Origin of the sequence: Pseudomonas sp. Ps21-P2, from assembly GCF_039672565.1 — a bacterium.
Lineage (GTDB): Bacteria > Pseudomonadota > Gammaproteobacteria > Pseudomonadales > Pseudomonadaceae > Aquipseudomonas.
The window spans coordinates 276580-296512 of record NZ_JBDFPL010000008.1 but is presented as its reverse complement, the minus strand read 5'-3'; the positions used below and the strand labels follow the sequence as shown (position 1 = coordinate 296512).

General features: G+C 60.1%; 21 protein-coding genes. 11 read left to right on the top strand and 10 right to left on the bottom strand.

Annotated features, from left to right (window positions below):
- Positions 1-180: 180 nt before the first annotated feature.
- From ABEH28_RS21165 to ABEH28_RS21135, 7 genes are all read right to left on the bottom strand, one after another.
- On the bottom strand, positions 181-1338 hold the full coding sequence (locus ABEH28_RS21165; RefSeq protein ID WP_346630992.1) for a glutathionylspermidine synthase family protein: 1158 nt from the start codon (positions 1336-1338) through the stop codon (positions 181-183).
- A 14-nt stretch (positions 1339-1352) separates the two neighbouring features.
- Positions 1353-2078 (bottom strand): DUF1190 domain-containing protein, encoded by a 726-nt coding sequence (locus tag ABEH28_RS21160; protein WP_133775475.1) that lies wholly within the window; start codon positions 2076-2078, stop codon positions 1353-1355.
- 28 nt (positions 2079-2106) lie between these two features.
- A complete protein-coding gene (locus ABEH28_RS21155) occupies positions 2107-2532 on the bottom strand; it encodes a DUF350 domain-containing protein (protein ID WP_074886933.1) in 426 nt (141 codons plus the stop codon).
- Between the two features lie 13 nt (positions 2533-2545).
- Positions 2546-3205 (bottom strand): DUF2491 family protein, encoded by a 660-nt coding sequence (locus ABEH28_RS21150; protein ID WP_192173117.1) that lies wholly within the window; start codon positions 3203-3205, stop codon positions 2546-2548.
- 50 nt (positions 3206-3255) lie between these two features.
- On the bottom strand, positions 3256-3819 hold the full coding sequence (locus ABEH28_RS21145) for a rhomboid family intramembrane serine protease (RefSeq protein ID WP_346630991.1): 564 nt from the start codon (positions 3817-3819) through the stop codon (positions 3256-3258).
- Between the two features lie 77 nt (positions 3820-3896).
- Entirely contained in the window at positions 3897-4604 is a 708-nt protein-coding gene (locus ABEH28_RS21140) for a PspA/IM30 family protein (RefSeq protein WP_074886925.1), read from the bottom strand.
- A gap of 15 nt (positions 4605-4619) precedes the next feature.
- Positions 4620-5240, bottom strand: a complete 621-nt coding sequence (locus ABEH28_RS21135; RefSeq protein ID WP_192173120.1) for a YjfI family protein — start codon at positions 5238-5240, stop codon at positions 4620-4622.
- A 168-nt stretch (positions 5241-5408) separates the two neighbouring features.
- On the opposite strand from ABEH28_RS21135, the gene ABEH28_RS21130 reads away from it, so the two are divergent.
- Positions 5409-6455: an FUSC family protein gene (locus ABEH28_RS21130; RefSeq protein WP_192173121.1), complete on the top strand. Its 1047-nt coding sequence runs from the start codon at positions 5409-5411 to the stop codon at positions 6453-6455.
- A gap of 36 nt (positions 6456-6491) precedes the next feature.
- Here the strand turns inward: ABEH28_RS21130 and ppk2 are convergent, their stop codons facing one another.
- Positions 6492-7397 carry a polyphosphate kinase 2 gene (gene ppk2 / locus ABEH28_RS21125; RefSeq protein WP_244655959.1) on the bottom strand — a complete coding sequence of 302 codons (906 nt, stop codon included), beginning with the start codon at positions 7395-7397 and terminating at the stop codon, positions 6492-6494.
- Between the two features lie 255 nt (positions 7398-7652).
- Between ppk2 and ABEH28_RS21120 the strand changes: the two genes are divergently transcribed.
- The 10 genes from ABEH28_RS21120 to ABEH28_RS21075 all read left to right on the top strand — a co-directional run bounded on the left by ABEH28_RS21120 (position 7653) and on the right by ABEH28_RS21075 (position 18602).
- Complete coding sequence (locus tag ABEH28_RS21120; RefSeq protein ID WP_192173123.1) at positions 7653-8114, top strand: Lrp/AsnC family transcriptional regulator; 462 nt, start codon at positions 7653-7655, stop codon at positions 8112-8114.
- A gap of 142 nt (positions 8115-8256) precedes the next feature.
- A complete protein-coding gene (locus tag ABEH28_RS21115) occupies positions 8257-9951 on the top strand; it encodes an NAD(P)/FAD-dependent oxidoreductase (protein WP_192173124.1) in 1695 nt (564 codons plus the stop codon).
- 10 nt (positions 9952-9961) lie between these two features.
- Positions 9962-10762, top strand: coding sequence for a carbon-nitrogen hydrolase family protein (locus ABEH28_RS21110; RefSeq protein WP_346630990.1), 801 nt, complete (start codon positions 9962-9964; stop codon positions 10760-10762).
- Positions 10763-10855: 93 nt separating this feature from the next.
- Positions 10856-13219 (top strand): pyrroloquinoline quinone biosynthesis protein PqqF, encoded by a 2364-nt coding sequence (pqqF, locus tag ABEH28_RS21105; RefSeq protein WP_346630989.1) that lies wholly within the window; start codon positions 10856-10858, stop codon positions 13217-13219.
- Between the two features lie 188 nt (positions 13220-13407).
- Positions 13408-13479, top strand: coding sequence for a pyrroloquinoline quinone precursor peptide PqqA (pqqA, locus tag ABEH28_RS21100; RefSeq protein WP_008365141.1), 72 nt, complete (start codon positions 13408-13410; stop codon positions 13477-13479).
- Between the two features lie 93 nt (positions 13480-13572).
- Positions 13573-14484, top strand: a complete 912-nt coding sequence (gene pqqB / locus ABEH28_RS21095; RefSeq protein ID WP_346630988.1) for a pyrroloquinoline quinone biosynthesis protein PqqB — start codon at positions 13573-13575, stop codon at positions 14482-14484.
- Positions 14485-14623: 139 nt separating this feature from the next.
- A complete protein-coding gene (gene pqqC / locus ABEH28_RS21090) occupies positions 14624-15379 on the top strand; it encodes a pyrroloquinoline-quinone synthase PqqC (protein WP_346630987.1) in 756 nt (251 codons plus the stop codon).
- Complete coding sequence (gene pqqD / locus ABEH28_RS21085; RefSeq protein ID WP_346627171.1) at positions 15376-15651, top strand: pyrroloquinoline quinone biosynthesis peptide chaperone PqqD; 276 nt, start codon at positions 15376-15378, stop codon at positions 15649-15651. The genes pqqC and pqqD overlap by 4 nt, the downstream gene beginning before the upstream one ends.
- Positions 15623-16810 carry a pyrroloquinoline quinone biosynthesis protein PqqE gene (gene pqqE, locus ABEH28_RS21080; RefSeq protein ID WP_346630986.1) on the top strand — a complete coding sequence of 396 codons (1188 nt, stop codon included), beginning with the start codon at positions 15623-15625 and terminating at the stop codon, positions 16808-16810. Before pqqD ends, pqqE begins: the two co-directional genes overlap by 29 nt.
- Positions 16776-18602, top strand: a complete 1827-nt coding sequence (locus tag ABEH28_RS21075; RefSeq protein ID WP_346630985.1) for a S9 family peptidase — start codon at positions 16776-16778, stop codon at positions 18600-18602. Before pqqE ends, ABEH28_RS21075 begins: the two co-directional genes overlap by 35 nt.
- 198 nt (positions 18603-18800) lie before the next feature.
- Here ABEH28_RS21075 and ABEH28_RS21070 read toward each other — a convergent pair whose 3' ends face one another.
- Both ABEH28_RS21070 and ABEH28_RS21065 read right to left on the bottom strand, forming a co-directional pair.
- A complete protein-coding gene (locus ABEH28_RS21070) occupies positions 18801-19667 on the bottom strand; it encodes a DMT family transporter (protein WP_346630984.1) in 867 nt (288 codons plus the stop codon).
- An 85-nt stretch (positions 19668-19752) separates the two neighbouring features.
- Complete coding sequence (locus ABEH28_RS21065) at positions 19753-19914, bottom strand: YqaE/Pmp3 family membrane protein (RefSeq protein WP_037019089.1); 162 nt, start codon at positions 19912-19914, stop codon at positions 19753-19755.
- Positions 19915-19933: the final 19 nt, after the last annotated feature.

The following is a 19933-nucleotide window of genomic DNA, read 5'->3' as shown; positions in this document are numbered from 1 at the left end:
TTTCAGCTTTTTGTACCTACGCTAATCTAATGCAGTTTTATCTAGATATATCAGGTCACCCAGCAACTCATAATCCCTTGGTCCACGGTTCGAGTCCGTGTGGGCCCACCAAATAAAAAGCCGCGCATTGCGCGGCTTTTTTCGTTCTTGCGCGGCACCCACACCGGGCTCATCACGATCTCAGTCAATCACCACATGCGGCAAAAACCGGCTGCTGTCCTTGGTGATCAAACTGTCATCTTCACGAATCCCGATCCCCGAAGCCGTATCACCCACCACCCAAGACCCGATCAGCGTGTAGCTGTCTCCAAAACGAGGCAGTGGCGCGAACTCTTGAAGGATGTAGGGCGCATCGTTGTAGGGCCCGTCTTCGAAAATGACCTGGTCAGTCGGGGTGCGGATTTCGATGTTGGCGCCTTCGCGGGAAAAGTAAGGCTTGCGCACCCAGCCTTTTGGCACCGCAGATTGCGGGTGCTTATCCACAAAGGACGGCAGCAGATTGGGATGTCCTTCGTTGAATTCCCAAAGCAGCGGCAGGATGCCTTTGTTCGAAATAATCGCCTTCCAGGCAGGTTCGATGAACTGCGTATCGCACTGGGGGATGGCCTGGCCGTGGGGCTCATGAAAGACATGCTCCCAAGCGTGCAGCTTGAAGATGCGTTCGATCCAGCGGCCCTCAAGATCGACAAATCGGCCGTTGGCGTTCAGGCCAATGTCTTCGATGTCGATGTGGCGGGTGTCGATGCCGACATGTTCAGCCATTTTGCGCAGGAATTCCGTCGTACCCCGGTCTTCGATGGAGCCTGACATACACGAAAAGTAGAACGGCCCGTCTTCCTTGATCGCCGCAAAAGCCCGGACCAGATCCTCCGCTATCGAGTTGAATTGCGAAGCGTGGGCCGGCAATACGCCGCGCTGGATCTGCTCTTCAAGCCAGATGAGCTGAAACGCGCCCGCTTCATACGCTGACGTAGGCGTGTCCATGTTGGCTTCCAGCAGCTTGGCCGGGTTTACTCCGTCATAGCTGAAGTCAAAGCGGCCATACAGATGCGGGTGGCCTTCCTTCCACGAGGTGCGAACCAGATCAAAGAACGCCTGCGGAATGGCCAGCCGGGTCAGCAGCTCTTCGCTCTCGACGACCCTTTCCACAACGTCCAGGCACATGGCATGAAGCTCCTGGGTCGGCGCTTCAATGTCGCGTGTGATCTGCGCTTCGGTGAACTGGTAGTAGGCCCGCTCATCCCAGTAGCGCTCGCCGTCGATGGTGTGAAAGTTGAAGCCTTCACGCTCGGCCGTCTGGCGCCAGTCAGGACGTTCCTGGATGCTGATCCTTTTCATGGGTAACGTCCCTGTTATCCGCCGAAGCTTGAACCGCTGCTTTTGCCACCCCAACCGCTGCGAGCGGTGGCCTGGCTGCCGAAACCGCCACGCGAAACAGAAGAAGAGACGGAGGAGTTACGACCAAGGGTGCTTTTGCTGTAAGTGCCGGTCGAGCTGCTTCGCGCCTGGGTGGAGTTGCCGAAGGTTTTGCCCTGCTCGATCTGGCGCGACAGTGTGGAATACCCATACCCACCCCGCGAGTCCCGCTCCTGGTAGATGGGCTGAGCGTAGTAACGACCACCACCGCCGGTGAATCCGTTGACCATGTTGCTGACGAGCATGCCCATCAGGAATCCGTTCACCCCGGAACCGAAGCCACCGCCACCGCCACCCGACTGGTTAGCCTGAGCCTTCGCTGCATCAACCTGTGACTTGGGAAGCTCACCGGAAACTTCCAGCTGAAAACCGCCGAGCTTGGGCGTGAACTTGCCATCGGCATTCTGCTGGCAGTAATCGGGGACGAAATCTGCTTCGCAAGCCGTCTTGTCGTCGTAGGTCGGGGCAATGCGGCGGTGCTCCGCCAGGGCGCTCATGTAAGCGTCCGAGCAGATGTCGACCGGTACTTTCTGGTCAACGCAGGACTGAACCGACGGATAGGTCTGCTGCGCGGAAACCTCGACGGTATCGGACTTGCTGCATGCGCTGATCGCTAACGGCAGGGTGCTGGCCAGGACCAGCTTGAGGGAACTACGTCTCATCGATAACTCCTTTTTCGATAACGGGCGATCAGGTCGACGGCGTCATGCAGGCCGAATTAAGAAAACCGACACTGATCGAGACGCTGGCGGCGTAGATGGCCGCGGCAAGCTCGCCTCGGGTGATGCGTGCGGACAGATCCTTGAGCACCATGCTGGTGGCGGTGAAGGCCAGCAGCTGTACGACTGCTGCGATTACTGCCCAGATCACCACATCCAGCACGCTGATGCTGTAGGTGATCACGTTGCTGGCAGGAAGAGCGAAACCGATCAGCGCACCGCCGAGGGCGACGGCGGCGGCAACATTGCCCTCACGAATCTGGGCAAATTCCTTGTGGGGGGTCAGACGCGTGTAGGCCATCTGAAACAACGAGAACAATCCGCCGGCCACAATGATGTAGACCACAAAACTCAGCAACGACTGGAAGCTGACAGACATACGAAGCGCTTCAAGCATTTTTTACTTCCTTTTAAATGACGGTGAAATCAGTGGACTGCAGGGTCACGCCGACCGACGTGGTGAAGGAGACAACGCCCTCCTCGTCCTCTTCAACGGACAGCAACAGAAACTCGCGACGATCCACCAGTCCGGTGTCCCGCGCGTACAACATGCTCAGGTGCTTGATGCGGTAGGCACCGTCAGGACTGACGACGTGCTCGTCCATGGGCGTGAGCTCGGTCTGGCCTTGTTCCGTGCCCCACTGACGACCGTACTCCCAGCCGTCATGCTCGAATACCGGCAGACCGACTTTGGACGCAGGCCCCACCAGACGCTTGAGCTCCGCCTCGCTGTTGATCGTGACGGCGCTGCTGTAACCGAACAGGATGATGTCCTGAACATCTTCAGCGGCAGGCCCGTTCATCATGACCTGCAGCCAGTAATCCTCGTCCTCGAAGTAGAAGCGCACCAGACGGACCGATTGCCCGAGGTCAACCTGACCCACCGCCCAGACCACTTCTTCGTCAGGTACCACCAGCTCTGAATGGCCGTCGAGCATCAGCTTTAGCGAGTCGTCGAGGTCGAGCATACGACCGGTCGCCAGCCCGAACGGATTAGCCAGGCTTGGATTGCCGAGACCGCCCGGTGGAGTGGGGGACTCCAAGCCTAACGCGCGTTTGATCCAGCTCATGTTTCATCTCCTTTGAATTCGCGCCGAGGCGATGTAAAAAATTTTTAAATTCACTGCGCCGGACCTCGCTCGAGAAGCCGCCGCGAGTGCATCAGCCAGGCCGTCACAATACCGGCAAGCGCGCCACACAGGTGTGACTCAATCGATACGCCCGGCACCGGAATGAACCCAAAGATCAATCCGCTGTAGCCCAGCAGGGTCACCAGTGCAATCGCGAAACTCGCCAGGCTGCGCTGGTACCACGCCCGGGCCAGCAGATACGCCCACAAGCCAAAGATCAGACCGCTGGCGCCCACATGGATGACCGGCCGGCCGACCACCCAGACCATCAGCCCGCCGAGCACAACGATGAGCAGCACCACGCGGACGTAACATTGAAGCCCCTCGGTCGCAACCAGCCAGCTCAGCACCACAAAAGGCAGCAGATTGCTCAGCAGGTGACGGACAGAGCCATGGAGAAACGGGGAGAACACGATGCCTTGGAGTCCGGATACCGTTCTGGGCACCAGGCCGTGGGACAGCAGGCTGTTGGCGGTCAGGGAGTTAACCATCTGCACAACGATCATCACAGCGGCAAGGCAAAGTATCGTTCGTAGTCCATTTCCGATATTCATCTGTACACCGCTGGAGCCCAAAAAACTGAAACCGAAAAAAGGCAGACGGAAATCCGGCTGCCTATTTTTAACGGTGCTTATTGCCCAGCGTTACCGCTCTGGTTTTGCGCTTTCAAGCGGGCCAGAACATCAGCCGCGCCGCCTGTTTTTGCGCCGATCCCGGCATCCTGAAGACGACGCTCCAGATCACCGCCATTAGCAGCCTCGGTCAGCTCGTCGGCCGCTTCAAGCCTCGCGTCCTGCTCATCCTGACGCTGCTTGATACGGGCCAGCGAACCCACTGCGGTTTCGAGTCGGCCGTTGGCACCACCGGTTGCGGCAGCGGCGTTGATCTGCGCCTTTTGCACGCTGTCGCGGGCCTTGGCCATATCGGTCTGCTGACGCAAGCCTTTGATCTGGCTTTCAGCCTTGATGACCTGTGCGGTCAACTTGGCCACATGTACGCCAAACTGATCGGCGGCAAGCTTCTCTTGATCGCGCAGGGCCGTCAGCTCGGCCACTTTCTCGGCACACTCCAGGGCAAGGGCTTCTTCGCCTTTATTCATCGCGGCGAGGGCTTTCTGCTCCCAGTTGGCGATGTTCTTGTCGTGCTCTTCGACGCGTTGCAGCGAGAGCTTGTGCTTGGCTTTGATCTGAATCAGCTGGTTGCGCGCCGCAAGCATAGAGGCGTCGGCGTCACGGATTTCCTGGTCGAGGATTCGCAGTGCCTGAGCATCGACGATGGCTTCACCCACCTCGGAAGCCCCACCACGCAGCGCTGTGACCATTTTTTTCCAAAGGCTCATTGATGTGTCTCCCGATTACTGTGAATCAACTGTTAGAAGGTCTTCGTAGGCATCAGCCGCACGAATCACGTTGTCTGCCAGCGTGAGGACTTCGTGGACGATGACCGTCAGCGAAGAGGCGGCACTCAGGGCGCCGAACATGCTGTAGACGGTTTCGCCGTTTGGCATGGTCTCGATGCCGATCGAAGACAGCGGGAAGAGGTCCCGACTGCGCAACACTGTCTCGTTGAAAGACGTTGGGTCTTTGACCTGAGAGGCGTAGACCAGGACGGAATCAACCAGGATCTGGTCGCCCGCAATGGCAATGATGATGGGCAAGCCGCCGAACTGGTTCATCACCAGGCTCAGACTCGGCTCGGCACCGTGAATAAGGGTTAGTTTGATGTCTTCGTTCTTCACCACGTCCAGTTCGGCGAAGGCCGAGTGAAGCGTGTCGATGGTCCAATTGGTGTTCTCAGTCATGAATCCCTCCAGTTTGATCCGGTTACCCAAGTAGGGCTGGCGCAGCACTTTTTCGATGTCTCTCAGCACTTCCGCGTTTTCTGGAAGTACGTACAGCTCTCGTTTCACGTACCCGGCAGCCGTCAGCCGAGCGCGCATTTCGCGCATGTAGTCGGTTGAAGTTTTCCGAGCCATTGAGGTTTTTCCTGAACATCACATGTGATAGCAACGCACCCTACGCGCAAGCATCCCGATACGCAACATCTCACATGTGATGATTTGGTGAATGAGGCAATGCCGGTGGTGACGCGCCGCGTTTGCCGGGCTTCGGATATATTCATCATCCCCATGGTCTGTAACCCCATGAACTCAGCCTCTCTCCCCTCCTGGCTTCGCCGCGCCCTGCGTCCACTGCTGGACCCATACCGCCGCTATCGCCATGCCCGCTACATTCACGCCGGCCGCATCGTGGTCGGACTGCTGGTGTCGATTCTTCTGACGACCGGCATTAATTTGCCCCACGGTGAGTGGGCGTCGGTCACGATGCTGATCGTGATTGGCGGATTGCAGCACCACGGCAACATCGGCAAGAAGTCGGTAGAGCGGGCCTACGGGACGTTGATAGGGGCGGCCCTGGGCCTGGCGATCGTGGCGCAGGAAAGCTATCTGGGCATGCCGTTGTTGACTTACGTGATCATGTCGCTGATCTGCGGCTTCTTCGCGTATCACGCCATCGGCAAGGGCGGCTACACGGCACTGCTGTCGGCGATCACCCTGTTTATCGTGGCGGGCCACGGTGATAACCCGATCACGGACGGGTTGTGGCGGACGGTGGATATCCTGATCGGCATCGCCCTCGCCCTGGCGTTCTCATTCGCGCTGCCGCTGTACGCCGTGTATTCGTGGCGCTACAACCTGGCAAGTGGCCTGCGGGACTGTGCCCTGGCTTACGATCGCATCGCCAGCGGGCAGTCGATCACCGCAGATGAGCACGTGAAGCTGACGGCACGGATGGGCGCGACGTTACTGCAGCTGCGTTCGCTGATGCCGTCGGTGTCCAAGGAAGTGAAGATTTCGATCGTTGAGCTGGACGCTATTCAGAGCCACTACCGCATGTGCCTGAGCATTCTCGAAATTCTGTCGAACCTGCGTCCGGCAGACGCTGGCAGCACGGGCGTGACGGCGGAGCAACGGCGCATTCGTCGCATGTTGATCGGCATGGCCCGCGCGCTGCAGACCGGTGCGACCGAGCGTTTGCAGCGGCCGACCGAGAGTTTGACCGTCGGGCCCGACGTTCCAACCGCCTCGACCGAGGTGCTCGGTTATCAGCTAATGACCCGCCAGTTCACGCAGAATCTCGAAAGCCTGCAACAGCGACTGGCGAAAACAGCGCCGGCGTGGAAGATCTGAACCCTGCCAGCGCTGTGATCACATATCGGCGGAGGATCAATAAACCGGCGGAACAACCATCTCACGCGGTACCGGTGCCCGTAGGTAATTGGCGTTGTACTCGCGCTCCGGCAGCACCACTTGCGGTGTCTCGGTATCGCCGCGCGGGATCTGCTCCAGCAGGTGGTGAATGCAATTCAAGCGCGCGCGTTTCTTGTCGTCGGCCTCGACAATCCACCACGGCGCGACGTCAGTGTGGGAACGCGTGAGCATTTCTTCCTTCGCGTTGGTGTAGGCCTCCCAGCGACGACGGGATTCGAGGTCCATGGGCGAAAGCTTCCACTGTTTCAGCGGGTCATGGATGCGCATCAAAAAGCGCCGGTATTGCTCGTCATCAGTGATGGAGAACCAGTACTTGATCAGGATGATGCCCGAGCGCACCAGCATTTTTTCGAATTCGGGGACGGTGCGGAAAAACTCTTCGTACTCCTCGTCATTGCAGAAGCCCATGACCCGCTCGACCCCGGCCCGGTTGTACCAACTGCGGTCGAACAGCACCATTTCGCCAGCCGCAGGCAGGTGCGCGACGTAGCGCTGGAAGTACCACTGCGTGCGCTCGCGTTCACTCGGCGCGGTCAGTGCAGCCACACGGCAGACCCGCGGGTTGAGCCGCTGAGTGATGCGCTTGATCGCACCGCCCTTGCCTGCCGCATCCCGGCCTTCGAACAGCACGACCACCTTGAGCTTCTGGCTCACCACCCAGTCCTGCAGTTTCACCAGCTCGCCCTGCAGGCGCAGCAGCTCACGGAAATACAGGCGGCGATCAATCCCTTTGGGCACCTCCTCACCCAAATCAGCCAACAGGCCATCCAGGCGTGCGTCGTCGTACTCCATTTCCAGTTCTTCGTCGAAGCTGTCGAGGATATCGGCCTGGATATAGCGGGCGGTTTCGGAGAAATCCAGAGTCATGACGAGGCTCCCGGCGTGGATTCAAAGGGGGTGGGGAGAGAATTTAGGCACGCCAGGGGTGACAGAAGAATGACAAAAGCCTTACAGCGCGGAAAAGTCCTACATGACCGACGCAGGTTCTCTGACGCCCATCTCTGGTGGACGATCAACGCAGAATCCTTGAGCTTTCGCGTCGCCTTGCCATTCGAATATCACCCAAACCCCTACGGAATCTCCTAACATGCCCCGCTTGCCGAAGGAGATCCGCCCTTGCCTGACACCCGCCCACCAGCGCTCGACGACATCGACCGCAAACTGATCGCCGCGCTGCAAATCAATGCCCGGGAACCGGTCGCGAATCTTGCTCGGCAATTGGGCATCGCGCGGACGACCGTGACCTCGCGACTGGCGCGCCTGGAAAAAGCCAAAATCATCACCGGCTACGGCGTGCGACTGGGTCAGCGGCTGGTGGATGGAGGTCTGCAGGCTTACGTCGGCATCACCGTGCAGCCTCGCTCCGGCAAGGAAGTGCTGCGGCGGCTGAGTGCGCTCGCCCAAGTGCAACAGTTGTGCGCAGTGAGTGGCGAATTCGATTACGTGGCGTGGCTGCGCACGGACTCGCCGGAGCAGCTGGATCAGATGCTTGATCTGATCGGCAGCGTCGACGGGGTCGAGAAGACCACCACGTCGATCATCCTCAGCAGCAAGATTGATCGCGGCCAGCCGTCCTGACGTGCCATTTCCGACAATATGACGAAAAGCTCCGTCACTTTGCTGGGGTTCTCGACACAACGACGGCACTCTGCGTCTTATTAACGTCCCAACTGTTATCTAGACTTGTTCACTTTCGCGCCTCAGTCGAACAAGGTCAGTCATGAAGAACAATCGCCACCCCGCCAACGGAAAGAAACCGATCACGATTTTCGGCCCGGACTTCCCGTTCGCCTTCGATGACTGGATCGAACATCCTGCGGGCCTCGGCAGCATTCCTACGGAGAACCTCGGCAAAGAGGTGGCGATTGTCGGCGCAGGCATCGCCGGGCTGGTCGCGGCTTATGAGCTGATGAAGCTGGGCCTCAAACCCGTCGTTTATGAAGCCTCCAAAATGGGCGGCCGTCTGCGTTCGCAGCAATTCGAAGGCGCTGAAGGCATCATCGCCGAGCTGGGCGGCATGCGCTTCCCGGTGTCCTCCACCGCTTTTTATCACTACGTCGACAAGCTCGGCCTGGAATCCAAGCCCTTCCCCAATCCGCTGACGGCAGCGTCGGGCAGCACAGTGATTGATCTGGAAGGCAGCACCCACTACGCACAGAAACTGTCGGACTTGCCCGCGCTGTTTCAGGAAGTGGCTGACGCCTGGGCCGACGCGCTGGAGGACGGCTCGCAGTTCGCCGACATCCAACAAGCCATCCGCGACCGCGATGTGCCCCGGCTGAAGGAGCTGTGGAACAAGCTGGTGCCGTTGTGGGACGACCGCACGTTCTATGATTTCGTCGCCACGTCCAAAGCCTTCGCCAAACTGTCGTTCTATCACCGCGAAGTGTTTGGGCAGGTCGGTTTCGGCACCGGTGGCTGGGACTCGGACTTCCCGAACTCGATGCTGGAGATCTTCCGCGTGGTCATGACCAACTGCGACGATCACCAGCACCTGATCGTCGGCGGCGTCGCGCAAGTCCCTATCGGCATCTGGCGCCACGCCCCTGAACGTTGCGCGCATTGGCCAGAAGGCACCAGCCTGTCGACGCTGCACCGAGGCGCCCCGCGCACGGGCGTTAAAGGCATCAGCCGCGCCGCCAACGGCCAGTTCGCGGTCACAGACAATCTGGGTGACGTTCGCCATTACGATGCGGTTTTGGCGACGTGCCAGACTTGGTTGCTGACCACCCAGATCGAGTGCGAAGAGTCGCTGTTTTCCCAGAAGATGTGGATGGCACTGGACCGCACGCGTTACATGCAGGCGTCGAAAACCTTCGTCATGGTCGACCGGCCGTTCTGGAAGGACAAAGACCCGGAGACCGGCCGCGACATGATGAGCATGACCCTGACTGATCGCCTGACCCGTGGCACCTATCTATTCGACAACGGCACCTATTCCAACGGCGTCGAGAAGCCGGGGGTGATTTGCCTGTCGTACTCGTGGATGAGTGACGCGCTGAAAATGCTGCCCCACCCCGTTGAAAAACGCGTAAGCCTGGCGCTCGGCGCGCTGAAAAAGATCTACCCGAAGGTCGATATCGCCGCACGCGTCATCGGAGACCCGATCACCGTGTCATGGGAATCCGACCCACACTTCCTCGGTGCTTTCAAAGGCGCGCTGCCGGGCCACTACCGCTACAACCAGCGGATGTACGCGCATTTCATGCAGAAGGACATGCCTGACGAGCAACGGGGCATCTTCATCGCCGGTGACGACGTGTCCTGGACGCCGGCCTGGGTCGAGGGCGCTGTGCAGACGTCGCTGAACGCGGTGTGGGGCATCATGACCCACTTTGGCGGCAAGACTCACGCCGAGAACCCGGGCCCGGGTGACGTGTTCCACGAGATCGGCCCGATCGTTTTGCCGGAATAAGGAAGCCACTATGCGCGTCGCCCTCTACCAATGCCCGCCGCTGCCGCTGGATGTCAGCGCCAACCTTTTGCGCCTGGAAGCTCAGGCGATCAAGGCGTCGGCGCAGGGGGCGAAGCTGCTGGTCTTCCCGGAGATGTTTCTCAGCGGCTACAACATTGGCGCCCAGGCCGCGCGGGAGTTGGCGCAAGCAAGCAACGGCCCGGCTGCGCTGAAGATTGCCGAGATCGCTCAGGCCACGGGCGTCGCGATTCTGTACGGCTACCCGGAGTTGAGCACCGACGGCCAGGTTTACAACGCGGTGCAGTTGATCGACGCGCAAGGTGTGCGGCTCTGCAATTACCGTAAGACCCATCTGTATGGCGAGCTGGACAACGCGATGTTCAGTGCGGGCGATGAGCACTTTCCGGTGGTGGCATTCGGAGGCTGGAAACTCGGCTTTTTGATCTGCTACGACGTCGAGTTTCCCGAGAACACACGGCGTCTGGCCCTGGCCGGCGCCGACCTGATTCTGGTACCGACCGCGAACATGGCGCCGTACGATTTCGTCGCGGAAGTCACCGTGCGGGCCCGCGCCTTCGAGAACCAGTGCTACCTGGTTTATGCCAATTACTGCGGCAGTGAGGGCGAGATCCATTACTGCGGTTTGAGCAGCATCTGCGCGCCGGACGGTCGCCAAATCGGTCTTGCTGGACAGGATGAGGCGCTGGTGATTGCGGATCTGGATCGTGAATCGATGAGCGAGTCTCAGGCGATCAATACGTATTTCAAGGATCGCCGACCGGGGTTTTATTCCGGCCTGAGTAAACCGTAAGGTAATTCTCCTGCGCCGCCCCTGCGCACGTCCCACACCTGCACGCCCGTAATCCGCTAGCATGGCCGCTCAGTCATCAAACCTCACAGCGCCATGCCCAACCCCATCAGCCAGCGATCCCTGACCCTGCCCAACGGCCTGAACGTGGTGCTTGTTTCGGCCCCACGTTTGAAGCGTTGCGCGGCGGCATTGCGGGTGGCGGCAGGCAGTCATGATGTCTCGGCCCGCTGGCCGGGGCTGGCGCATTTTCTTGAGCACTTGTTTTTTCTCGGCACCGAGCGCTTCACGGATGACGAAAAGCTGATGGCGTTCGTGCAGCGTCATGGCGGGCAAGTGAACGCCAGCACACGCGAGCGCACTACCGACTTTTTCTTCGAACTGCCGCGCGCCGTGTTCCCCGACGGTCTCGAGCGGCTGTGCGAAATGCTCGCACATCCGCGTATGACGATTGCCGATCAGTTGCGAGAACGGGAGGTGCTGCACGCGGAATTCATCGCCTGGTCGCGGGACGATGCCTCTCGTGACCTGCTGAAGCGCCTGCAGCCCTTGTCGGCCTTGCATCCGATTCGATGGTTTCATGCCGGCAATCGCTTCAGCCTTCCGGTTCCCCGTCAAACATTCCAGCATGCGCTGCAGGATTTCTACCGACGGTTCTATCAGGCCGGGCAGATGACGTTGAGCCTCGCGGGGCCTCAGTCGCTGGATGAACTGGAACAATTGGCCACGCAGTCTGGCGGGTGTTTCGCTCAAGGTATTCGGGTTGAGCAACAGCAGCCGCCTGCGCTGCTCACTGATGCACCGAAGCCAATCGGCGAGGCTGATCAGCGTCGGATGCATCTGACGTTCGCATGCCAAGGCTTACCGGCAGGGCAGGAACAGGCCGCGGCGTTTCTCTGCACCTGGATGAATGACGCGCAAGGGGGCGGGCTGGTGGCGGAGCTGCGTGACCGAGGCTTGATTGAGTCGATGAAGGCCGAGGTCATGTATGAGTTTGGCGGCCAGGCGGTAATCGACATTGATGTCGCATTGGCCGCGAAGACACCCGACGCGTCATCGCACGTATCAGCAACGGTGTTCAGCTGGCTCGCCTTTTTCAAATCCCATTACCGCCCGTTGCTCGGAGAATACGCGCGACTGGAACAGCGGCGTCTGGCCGTCAGCGGCGCACTTTCGCTGGCGCGGTATTTCAGCGCGGAAGCTAATGCGGCGGGCCTGTCGGTAGATGCGGTCGAGGCACTGCTCAGCCAGCTCACACCAGACGCGCTGTTGCAGGCGCAAGCCAAATCTCCGGCGTACGACGCCTCAACCGTCCATTGGCGGCTGCCCGCCCCCAATCCATTTTTGAACCAGACAACGCCGGCCACGGCGCCGACCTTGCCGCTGCCCGCGCTGACATTCAGCGACGCGCTGCCGGAAAACGGCGAAGCCGCACTGTACCTGCGATGGACGCTTGCCACGGCGCAACCAACGCTTGCACGAATGTTGGGTGAAAGCCTGAAACCGCTAACGGCCCAAACCAGTCAAGCGGGGGTCGCGCTGGCATTCAGTGCCTACGGCAGATTCTGGCAGTTGAAAGTCTCAGGCCTGGCGCAACCGCTGCCCGCCGTGCTGGAGCAGGCTCTGCTTTTGCTCGGCAAGCCGGATGCTCAAGCCTTGGCGCGCTACGGTGCGCCAGCTAATGAACCGGCCGTTATCCCGATCCGTCAGCTGTTGAAGACGTTGCCTGATCATTATTTGAACAGCCCAATCACACATCAGACCGACAATCTGCACCGCGTTTGGGCTGAGGCTGGTTGGACAGGGTTTGCCACGGGCTTCACCCCCTCAGCGCAACAGTTGTTGAGTCACGCCGCTCGGCTGATCCCCGGTCTCCCCGAGCTTCCAGCACACCTAACCACCCCGGCTACAGGCACACGGTGGGCAATCGAACCGTCGGAATCTTCCGAAACTGCGCTGCTGATCTTCTACCCAACGCCCTCCCACTCTCTCGACGACGAAGCCACGTGGCGACTTTTCGCACAGCTGATGCAGGCTCCGTTCTACCAGCGCCTAAGGGTCGAGTTGCAGTTGGGTTACGCCGTTTTCAGTGGTTTCCGACAGATCGCTGGCCAGGGCGGTCTGCTGTTCGGCGTGCAATCGCCAGGCGCGAGCGCGGAGCAACTCGTTGCGCACATTGAGACGTTCATCAAGAGTCTGCCGACAATGATTAACGCCGCAGACTTACCCGGGCAGGTAAAAATCCTGCAGGATCAACTCGAAACGACTGACATGGAGCACTCGCAAGCGGCCGAGCTGCTCTGGCAAGCACATCTGGCGGGACACGGAAGCGACTACAGCGCATGCCTGCAACATTCCCTTGCACATCTTCAGCAAGCCGCTCTGCTCGAAACCGCTCATCGGCTGGCCCAGCCCGACAGCCCCAGACTCTGCCTATCGAACCGCCCTGACGCCCTCTAGCCCGCCCCGACCGCAGACCACAACCCGCTGATCATTGCCCGTTGTGCAAGGATCTTTATCGGATATTTCATCATTGGCCGTTCGATAATTTTAGTAACATAGCCCCCTAAGCATTTGAACGTCTCCGCTCGCAGGAGCACTAACGAATGTACTCACCCACCGCTGCACTAACCCAGAAGGAGTCAATTATGTGGACTAAACCTGCTTACACTGATCTGCGTATCGGCTTTGAAGTCACCATGTACTTCGCAAGCCGTTGATTGTTGCGCGGTGAGAAGCCTCGGTTCGCCGGGGCTTTTTTATTAACGCGATTCTGATTCAGGGCCGGCCTGGCCCGTCGCTACGGGGTTTACATGCACATCCAGATTCTCGGTTCCGCCGCCGGCGGTGGTTTCCCTCAGTGGAACTGCAACTGCGTCAATTGCGCAGGCTTTCGCGACGGCAGCTTGCGGGCGCACGCGCGCACCCAGTCGTCCATCGCGCTGTCGGACGACGGTGTGAACTGGATCCTGTGCAACGCCTCTCCCGACATCCGCGCACAGCTTCAGGGGTTCGCCCCGATGCAGCCCAATCGCGGCCTGCGCGATACAGGGATCAGCGCGATCATTCTGATGGACAGCCAGATCGACCACACCACCGGTTTGCTGAGCCTGCGTGAGGGCTGCCCGCATCAAGTCTGGTGCACGGACATGGTTCACGAGGACCTGAGCACGGGTTTCCCGCTGTTCAACATGCTCACCCACTGGAATGGCGGTCTGACCTGGAATCGCATCGAGCTGGAAGGCAGCTTTGTCATTCCCGCCTGCCCGAATCTACGCTTTACGCCATTTCCACTGCGCAGCGCGGCACCGCCCTACTCGCCACACCGATTCGACCCACACCCGGGCGACAACATCGGCTTGATGGTCGAGGACCTGAGCACGGGCGGCAAACTGTTCTACGCGCCGGGCCTGGGCAAAGTCGATGACGCCCTCATGGAGAAAATGAGCGGCGCCGACTGCCTGTTGGTCGATGGCACGATGTGGGATGACGATGAGATGCGGCGCCGTGGCGTCGGCACCCGCACCGGGACAGAGATGGGTCATCTGGCGCAAAACGGCCCCGGCGGCATGCTCGAAGTGCTGGAAAAGCTGCCGCAACAGCGCAAGGTGCTTATCCACATCAACAACACCAACCCTATCCTCGACGAAGACTCGCCCGAGCGCGCTGAACTGGCGCGGCGGAACGTCGAAGTGGCATTCGACGGGATGAGCATCGAGCTTTAAGAATGCTGAATAACCGACTGTAGGGTGAGTTTGCTCATGAAGGTGTCAGGTCAGCCAGCCGATGAGGCACAGGTAGATCGCCTTCGTGAGCAGCTCACGCCCACGGGATCTGCGGAAATTCTTGACGAGAACTGCCGACATGAACGATGCAACGCCGCTGTCCCCCGCTGAATTCGAACAGGCCCTGCGCGCCAAGGGCGCGTATTACCACATCTATCACCCGTTTCATGTGGCGATGTACGAAGGGCGCGCGACCCGCGAGCAGATTCAGGGCTGGGTCGCCAACCGGTTCTACTATCAGGTGAATATCCCGCTGAAGGACGCTGCGATCCTGGCCAACTGCCCGGACCCGGAGATCCGCCGCGAGTGGATACAGCGCTTGCTGGATCATGACGGCGCGCCCGGTGAAGACGGTGGCATTGAAGCCTGGCTGCGTCTGGGTCAGGCCGTGGGACTGGACCCTGACCAGTTGCGCTCGCAGGAACTCGTCCTGCCCGGCGTACGATTTGCCGTCGACGCCTACGTCAACTTTGCCCGCCGCGCCAACTGGCAGGAAGCAGCGAGCAGTTCGCTGACCGAGCTGTTTGCGCCGCAGATCCATCAGTCGCGCCTGGACAGCTGGCCGCAGCACTACCCGTGGATCGACCCGACCGGCTACGAATACTTCCGCACCCGCCTGGGTCAGGCCCGCCGCGACGTCGAGCATGGTCTGGCGATCACGCTGCAGCACTACACCACGCGGGAAGGCCAGCAGCGCATGCTGGAAATTCTGCAGTTCAAACTCGACATTTTGTGGAGCATGCTCGATGCCATGAGCATGGCCTACGAGCTGAACCGCCCGCCCTATCACAGCGTGACCGACCAACGCGTCTGGCACAAAGGAATCGCCCTATGAGCTTCAATCGCGAACAGGTGCCCAGCTGGCGCCGCGGTTATCGTTTCCAGTTCGAGCCGGCGCAAAACGGTCACGTGCTGCTCTACCCCGAGGGCATGATCAAGCTCAATGAAAGCGCGAGCGCGATCGGTGGCCTGATTGACGGTCAGCGCAGCGTCGACGCCATCATTGCGCTGCTTGACGAAAAATTCCCCGGCGTTCCCGAGCTCGGCACTGACGTCGAGCAATTCATGGAGGTCGCCCGTGCAGAACTCTGGATCGAATTTGCCTGACTCAGTGAACACTCAGTCCGATGTCTACATTCCGCCTACGCCCCCGGTCGGGCTGCCGCTGTGGCTGCTCGCCGAGCTGACCTATCGCTGCCCGTTGCAATGCCCGTATTGCTCCAACCCGCTGGATTTCGCCAAGCAGGGGCAGGAGTTGAGCACCGAGCAGTGGTTCAAAGTCATGGCCGAAGCCCGGCAAATGGGCGCAGCCCAGATCGGCTTCTCGGGCGGCGAGCCGCTGGTGCGTCAGGACTTGGCCGAGCTGATCGCCGAAGCGCGGCGGCTGGGCTTCTACACCAACCTGATCACCTCCGGCATCGGCCTGACCGAGCAGAAGATCATTGACTTCAAGGAAGCCGGGCTGGACCACATCCAGATCAGTTTCCAGGCCAGCGACGAGCAAGTGAACAACATGCTCGCCGGCTCGAAGAAAGCCTTTGCGCAGAAGCTGGAAATGGCCCGCGCCGTGAAGAAGCATGGCTATCCGATGGTCCTCAACTTCGTGACCCACCGGCATAACATCGACAAGATCGACAAGATCATTGAGCTTTGTGTGGCGCTGGAAGCTGACTTCGTGGAGCTGGCGACCTGTCAGTTCTACGGCTGGGCGCACCTGAATCGTGTGGGCTTGCTGCCGACCAAAGACCAACTTGTGCGCGCCGAACGCATCACCAACGAATACCGGGTCAAGCTCGCCGCGGAAAACCATCCGGTGAAGCTGATCTTCGTCACCCCCGATTACTACGAAGAACGCCCAAAAGCGTGCATGAACGGCTGGGGCAATCTGTTCCTGACCGTGACGCCGGACGGCACTGCGCTGCCGTGTCATGGCGCGCGGCAAATGCCGATCCAGTTCCCCAACGTGCGCGATCACACGATGCAGCACATCTGGTATGAGTCGTTCGGCTTCAATCGCTTTCGCGGTTACGAGTGGATGCCAGAGCCTTGCCGCTCCTGCGACGAGAAGGAAAAGGACTTCGGCGGCTGCCGCTGTCAGGCATTCATGCTCACCGGCGATGCGAGTAATACCGACCCGGTGTGCAGCAAGTCGCCGCAGCATCACTTGATCACCCAGGCCCGTGATGAAGCCGAGTATGCTAGCCAGACCATCGAGCAACTGGCCTTCCGCAATGAACGAAACTCACGCCTCATCGCCAAGTCCTGACCTTCTTTCTGCCGCCCAGGCTGTGGCGGCAGGCACCGATTTCGCCGAACTCAGCGTCAGCCCTGCGGGGCTTTTCTGGAGTGAATTCCGCCCGCAGGATGCCGCGACGCGCATCTGGCGCTGGCACCAGGGCGCGACTGCTTGCCTGACCCCCGAGGGTTTCAGCGTGCGCAGCCGGGTGTATGAATACGGCGGCGGTTCGTTCTGCCTGACTGACGATGCCGTGGTGTTCGTCAACGAAGCGGACCAGCAGATTTACCTCCAGCCCTTCGATTCCCAAACGGCTCGACCCCTGACCCAAGGCGACAAGCTCTTCGGAGATGTCCGCTATGCGCGTGGGCAGATTCTGGCAGTTGAGGAGGATAAGGACACTCACCGGTTGGTCGCGATCGACGTCGCGGACGGCCGCCGGCATGTATTGGCGGAAGGTGCCGACTTTTATGCATCGCCCACCGTCAGTCCGGATGGCAGTCGGCTGGTGTGGATCGAGTGGTGGCGGCCCCATCAGCCCTGGACGTCCTCGCGACTGATGAGCGTAGAACGCCAGCCCGACTTCTCATGGGGCAGGCCGCACTGCCTCGCGGGCGGGTTGGGGCTGGAATCCCTGCAGCAACCCCGCTTTGATGAAACTGGCCGCTTGTATTGCCTGACCGACCGCGCCGGCTTCTGGCAGCCGTGGGTTGAGACGCTGGATGGTTTTGAAGCACTTCCTGCCGCCCCTGCCGACCACGCATCGGCGCCGTGGCAACTGGGCGCGTCAACTTGGGCGCCGCTCGGCGACAGTGCGTACCTCGCCGCCTGGTTCGAAGACGGCAAAGGCCTGCTCGGCGTGCGCTCGGCGCAGGGCTCAGTTGAAGATTTCAGCGGCGATTACAGCCGTTTCAGAAGCCTCGCGGTGGACTCGGACTATGTCTATTGCATCGCCGCGTCCCCCGTCAGCCCCTCTGCTGTCATTGCCATCAGTCGTGCTGACAAGCGCGTTCAGGTGCTGGCCGGCGGCGTGAGCCCGCTCCCCATTGAGCGCATCAGCCAGCCGCAAACCCTGCGTTATCCGAGCGGCTCCAGCGAAGCGCACGGGTATTTCTATCCGGCCATGAATGGCGACGACAAGCCGCCGCTGGTGGTGTTTATCCACGGCGGCCCGACCTCCGCGTGCTACCCCGCACTGGACCCGCGCATTCAGTTCTGGACGCAGCGGGGCTTCGCCGTCGCCGACCTCAACTATCGCGGCAGCACCGGTTATGGCCGCGCCTATCGCCAGGCACTGTTTCTGGAATGGGGCGTTGTCGATGTCGAAGACGCCTGCGCAGTGGTTGAATACCTGGGCAATCAGGGCCTGATCGATCCGGAAAACGCATTCATTCGCGGCGGCAGTGCCGGTGGCTATACGACGCTGTGCGCACTGGCGTTCAAGGATGTGTTCCGCGCAGGGGCAAGCCTGTATGGGGTGAGCGATCCGCTGGCACTGGCGGAAGCCACGCACAAGTTCGAGGCGGATTATCTGGACTGGCTGATCGGCGACCCCGATGTCGACATGGCGCGCTACCGGGAACGCACGCCGCTGCTGCATGCTGACCAGATCAAGGTCCCGGTGATCTTCTTCCAGGGCGAACTCGACGCCGTGGTCGTCCCCGCCCAGACCCGCGACATGCTCAATGCATTGCTGGAGACCGGCATCCCGGCGGAAGGGCACTTCTACCCCGACGAACGCCACGGCTTCCGCAAAGCCGCCAACCTGGCCCATGCACTGGAAACCGAGTGGGCGTTTTACCGGAAGGTGATTGATGGGTGAGGTGTCAGACGTTTTGCGCGTCAGCCACTGACGCACTTGGCCAACGCGATCATGCTTGCTCACGAAGAAGGCATTTCAACCGCTGGAATTTTAGCGGTTGTACCGGCCCCTTCGCGAGCAAGCTCGCTCCCACAGGTTGTGCGTAAACTGTCAAACCCGCGACATCGCCATGTGTAACCGCGCGAGCCCGTGATTGGCTCATCCATAAACGTGCAGCGCCACGGCACCGATCAATACCAGCCCCACCCCGCAGACCTGAATGGCGCTGAGCCGCTCTTTGAAGAACAGGAAGCCAAGCACGGCGGCGATACCCCCTGATAGGGTACTGATGACGGTGACCACGGAAATCGATCCCACCATCGCGCCATACGAGAACGCAGAAAACCCACCCAGGTTGAGCAGGCTTGCCGCCACAAGGGTTACCCCGGCGCATGCAGGCGGCAACTTCAGGGCGTCTTTCATTCGCAAAATCATCGGCGACAAAACGGCGAGCCCGACCAGATACCCCAGCCAGAGCATCGTGACGGGGCCCAGTGCTGGCAACGCGTAACGGCCCTGCATCCAGAAGCTCGATCCGTACAGCAAGGCGGCGCCCAGTGCGTAGACAATCGCTTGCTGGTTGTGCTTTTTCGCCGTGGAATCGTTACCTGACGTGATGCTCGACAGAACGACTCCCAGCACGCACAACGCGATCAACAACAGCTGCGTCATCGAGATGTGCTCGCCGCTCGCCCACGAGAACAGCGTGGTGAAGACGCCGTACGACGTCACCAGTGGAGCCACAATCGAAGCTTTGCCGAGCGAGAACGCTTTGGATAACGCCAGCGCACCACTGACCGTGAAAACCGAAGCGAGCACACCCAGAAGCCACGTGTGCCAAGGAGCAGAGAATGATTTGGAGATGAAAGCCGGGAAGCACAGCAACAGAATGCACATGATCAGGAAGCCAAGCGCCTGACCGAAGTAAACCGCTCGCTTGACCCCAACGGCACGGGCATTGAGCCCTACCAGAAAATCTGTGCCGCCCCAGAACAAAGCGGCGAGTAACCCTAAAACAACGTCCATCCCTGACCTTCCTGACCATAAAGTCCGACGTCGGACTCTATGTCAGCTGACCTGAGACAGGAAGCGCGGTGTTTAGCGGATTGAGTTACTTGCGACTAACAATGATGTAGATCGCGTGGATGATCCCCGGGATGTAGCCCAACAGGGTCAGCAGGATGTTCAGCCAGAAGGCACCGGCGAAGCCGACTTGCAGGAACACGCCCAGGGGTGGCAGCAGGATGGCGATGATGATGCGAATGATGTCCATGGGTGAAGCTCCTGGTTAA

Bases quoted from the DNA above. Each gene is read 5' to 3' on its own strand.
- ABEH28_RS21165 (WP_346630992.1), bottom strand. From the start codon at position 1,338: ATGAAAAGGATCAGCATCCAGGAACGTCCTGACTGGCGCCAGACGGCC.
- ABEH28_RS21160 (WP_133775475.1), bottom strand. From the start codon at position 2,078: ATGAGACGTAGTTCCCTCAAGCTGGTCCTGGCCAGCACCCTGCCGTTA.
- ABEH28_RS21155 (WP_074886933.1), bottom strand. From the start codon at position 2,532: ATGCTTGAAGCGCTTCGTATGTCTGTCAGCTTCCAGTCGTTGCTGAGT.
- ABEH28_RS21150 (WP_192173117.1), bottom strand. From the start codon at position 3,205: ATGAGCTGGATCAAACGCGCGTTAGGCTTGGAGTCCCCCACTCCACCG.
- ABEH28_RS21145 (WP_346630991.1), bottom strand. From the start codon at position 3,819: ATGAATATCGGAAATGGACTACGAACGATACTTTGCCTTGCCGCTGTG.
- ABEH28_RS21140 (WP_074886925.1), bottom strand. From the start codon at position 4,604: ATGAGCCTTTGGAAAAAAATGGTCACAGCGCTGCGTGGTGGGGCTTCC.
- ABEH28_RS21135 (WP_192173120.1), bottom strand. From the start codon at position 5,240: ATGGCTCGGAAAACTTCAACCGACTACATGCGCGAAATGCGCGCTCGG.
- ABEH28_RS21130 (WP_192173121.1), top strand. From the start codon at position 5,409: ATGAACTCAGCCTCTCTCCCCTCCTGGCTTCGCCGCGCCCTGCGTCCA.
- ABEH28_RS21115 (WP_192173124.1), top strand. From the start codon at position 8,257: ATGAAGAACAATCGCCACCCCGCCAACGGAAAGAAACCGATCACGATT.
- ABEH28_RS21110 (WP_346630990.1), top strand. From the start codon at position 9,962: ATGCGCGTCGCCCTCTACCAATGCCCGCCGCTGCCGCTGGATGTCAGC.
- pqqF (WP_346630989.1), top strand. From the start codon at position 10,856: ATGCCCAACCCCATCAGCCAGCGATCCCTGACCCTGCCCAACGGCCTG.
- pqqB (WP_346630988.1), top strand. From the start codon at position 13,573: ATGCACATCCAGATTCTCGGTTCCGCCGCCGGCGGTGGTTTCCCTCAG.
- pqqC (WP_346630987.1), top strand. From the start codon at position 14,624: ATGAACGATGCAACGCCGCTGTCCCCCGCTGAATTCGAACAGGCCCTG.
- pqqD (WP_346627171.1), top strand. From the start codon at position 15,376: ATGAGCTTCAATCGCGAACAGGTGCCCAGCTGGCGCCGCGGTTATCGT.
- ABEH28_RS21075 (WP_346630985.1), top strand. From the start codon at position 16,776: ATGAACGAAACTCACGCCTCATCGCCAAGTCCTGACCTTCTTTCTGCC.
- ABEH28_RS21070 (WP_346630984.1), bottom strand. From the start codon at position 19,667: ATGGACGTTGTTTTAGGGTTACTCGCCGCTTTGTTCTGGGGCGGCACA.
- ABEH28_RS21065 (WP_037019089.1), bottom strand. From the start codon at position 19,914: ATGGACATCATTCGCATCATCATCGCCATCCTGCTGCCACCCCTGGGC.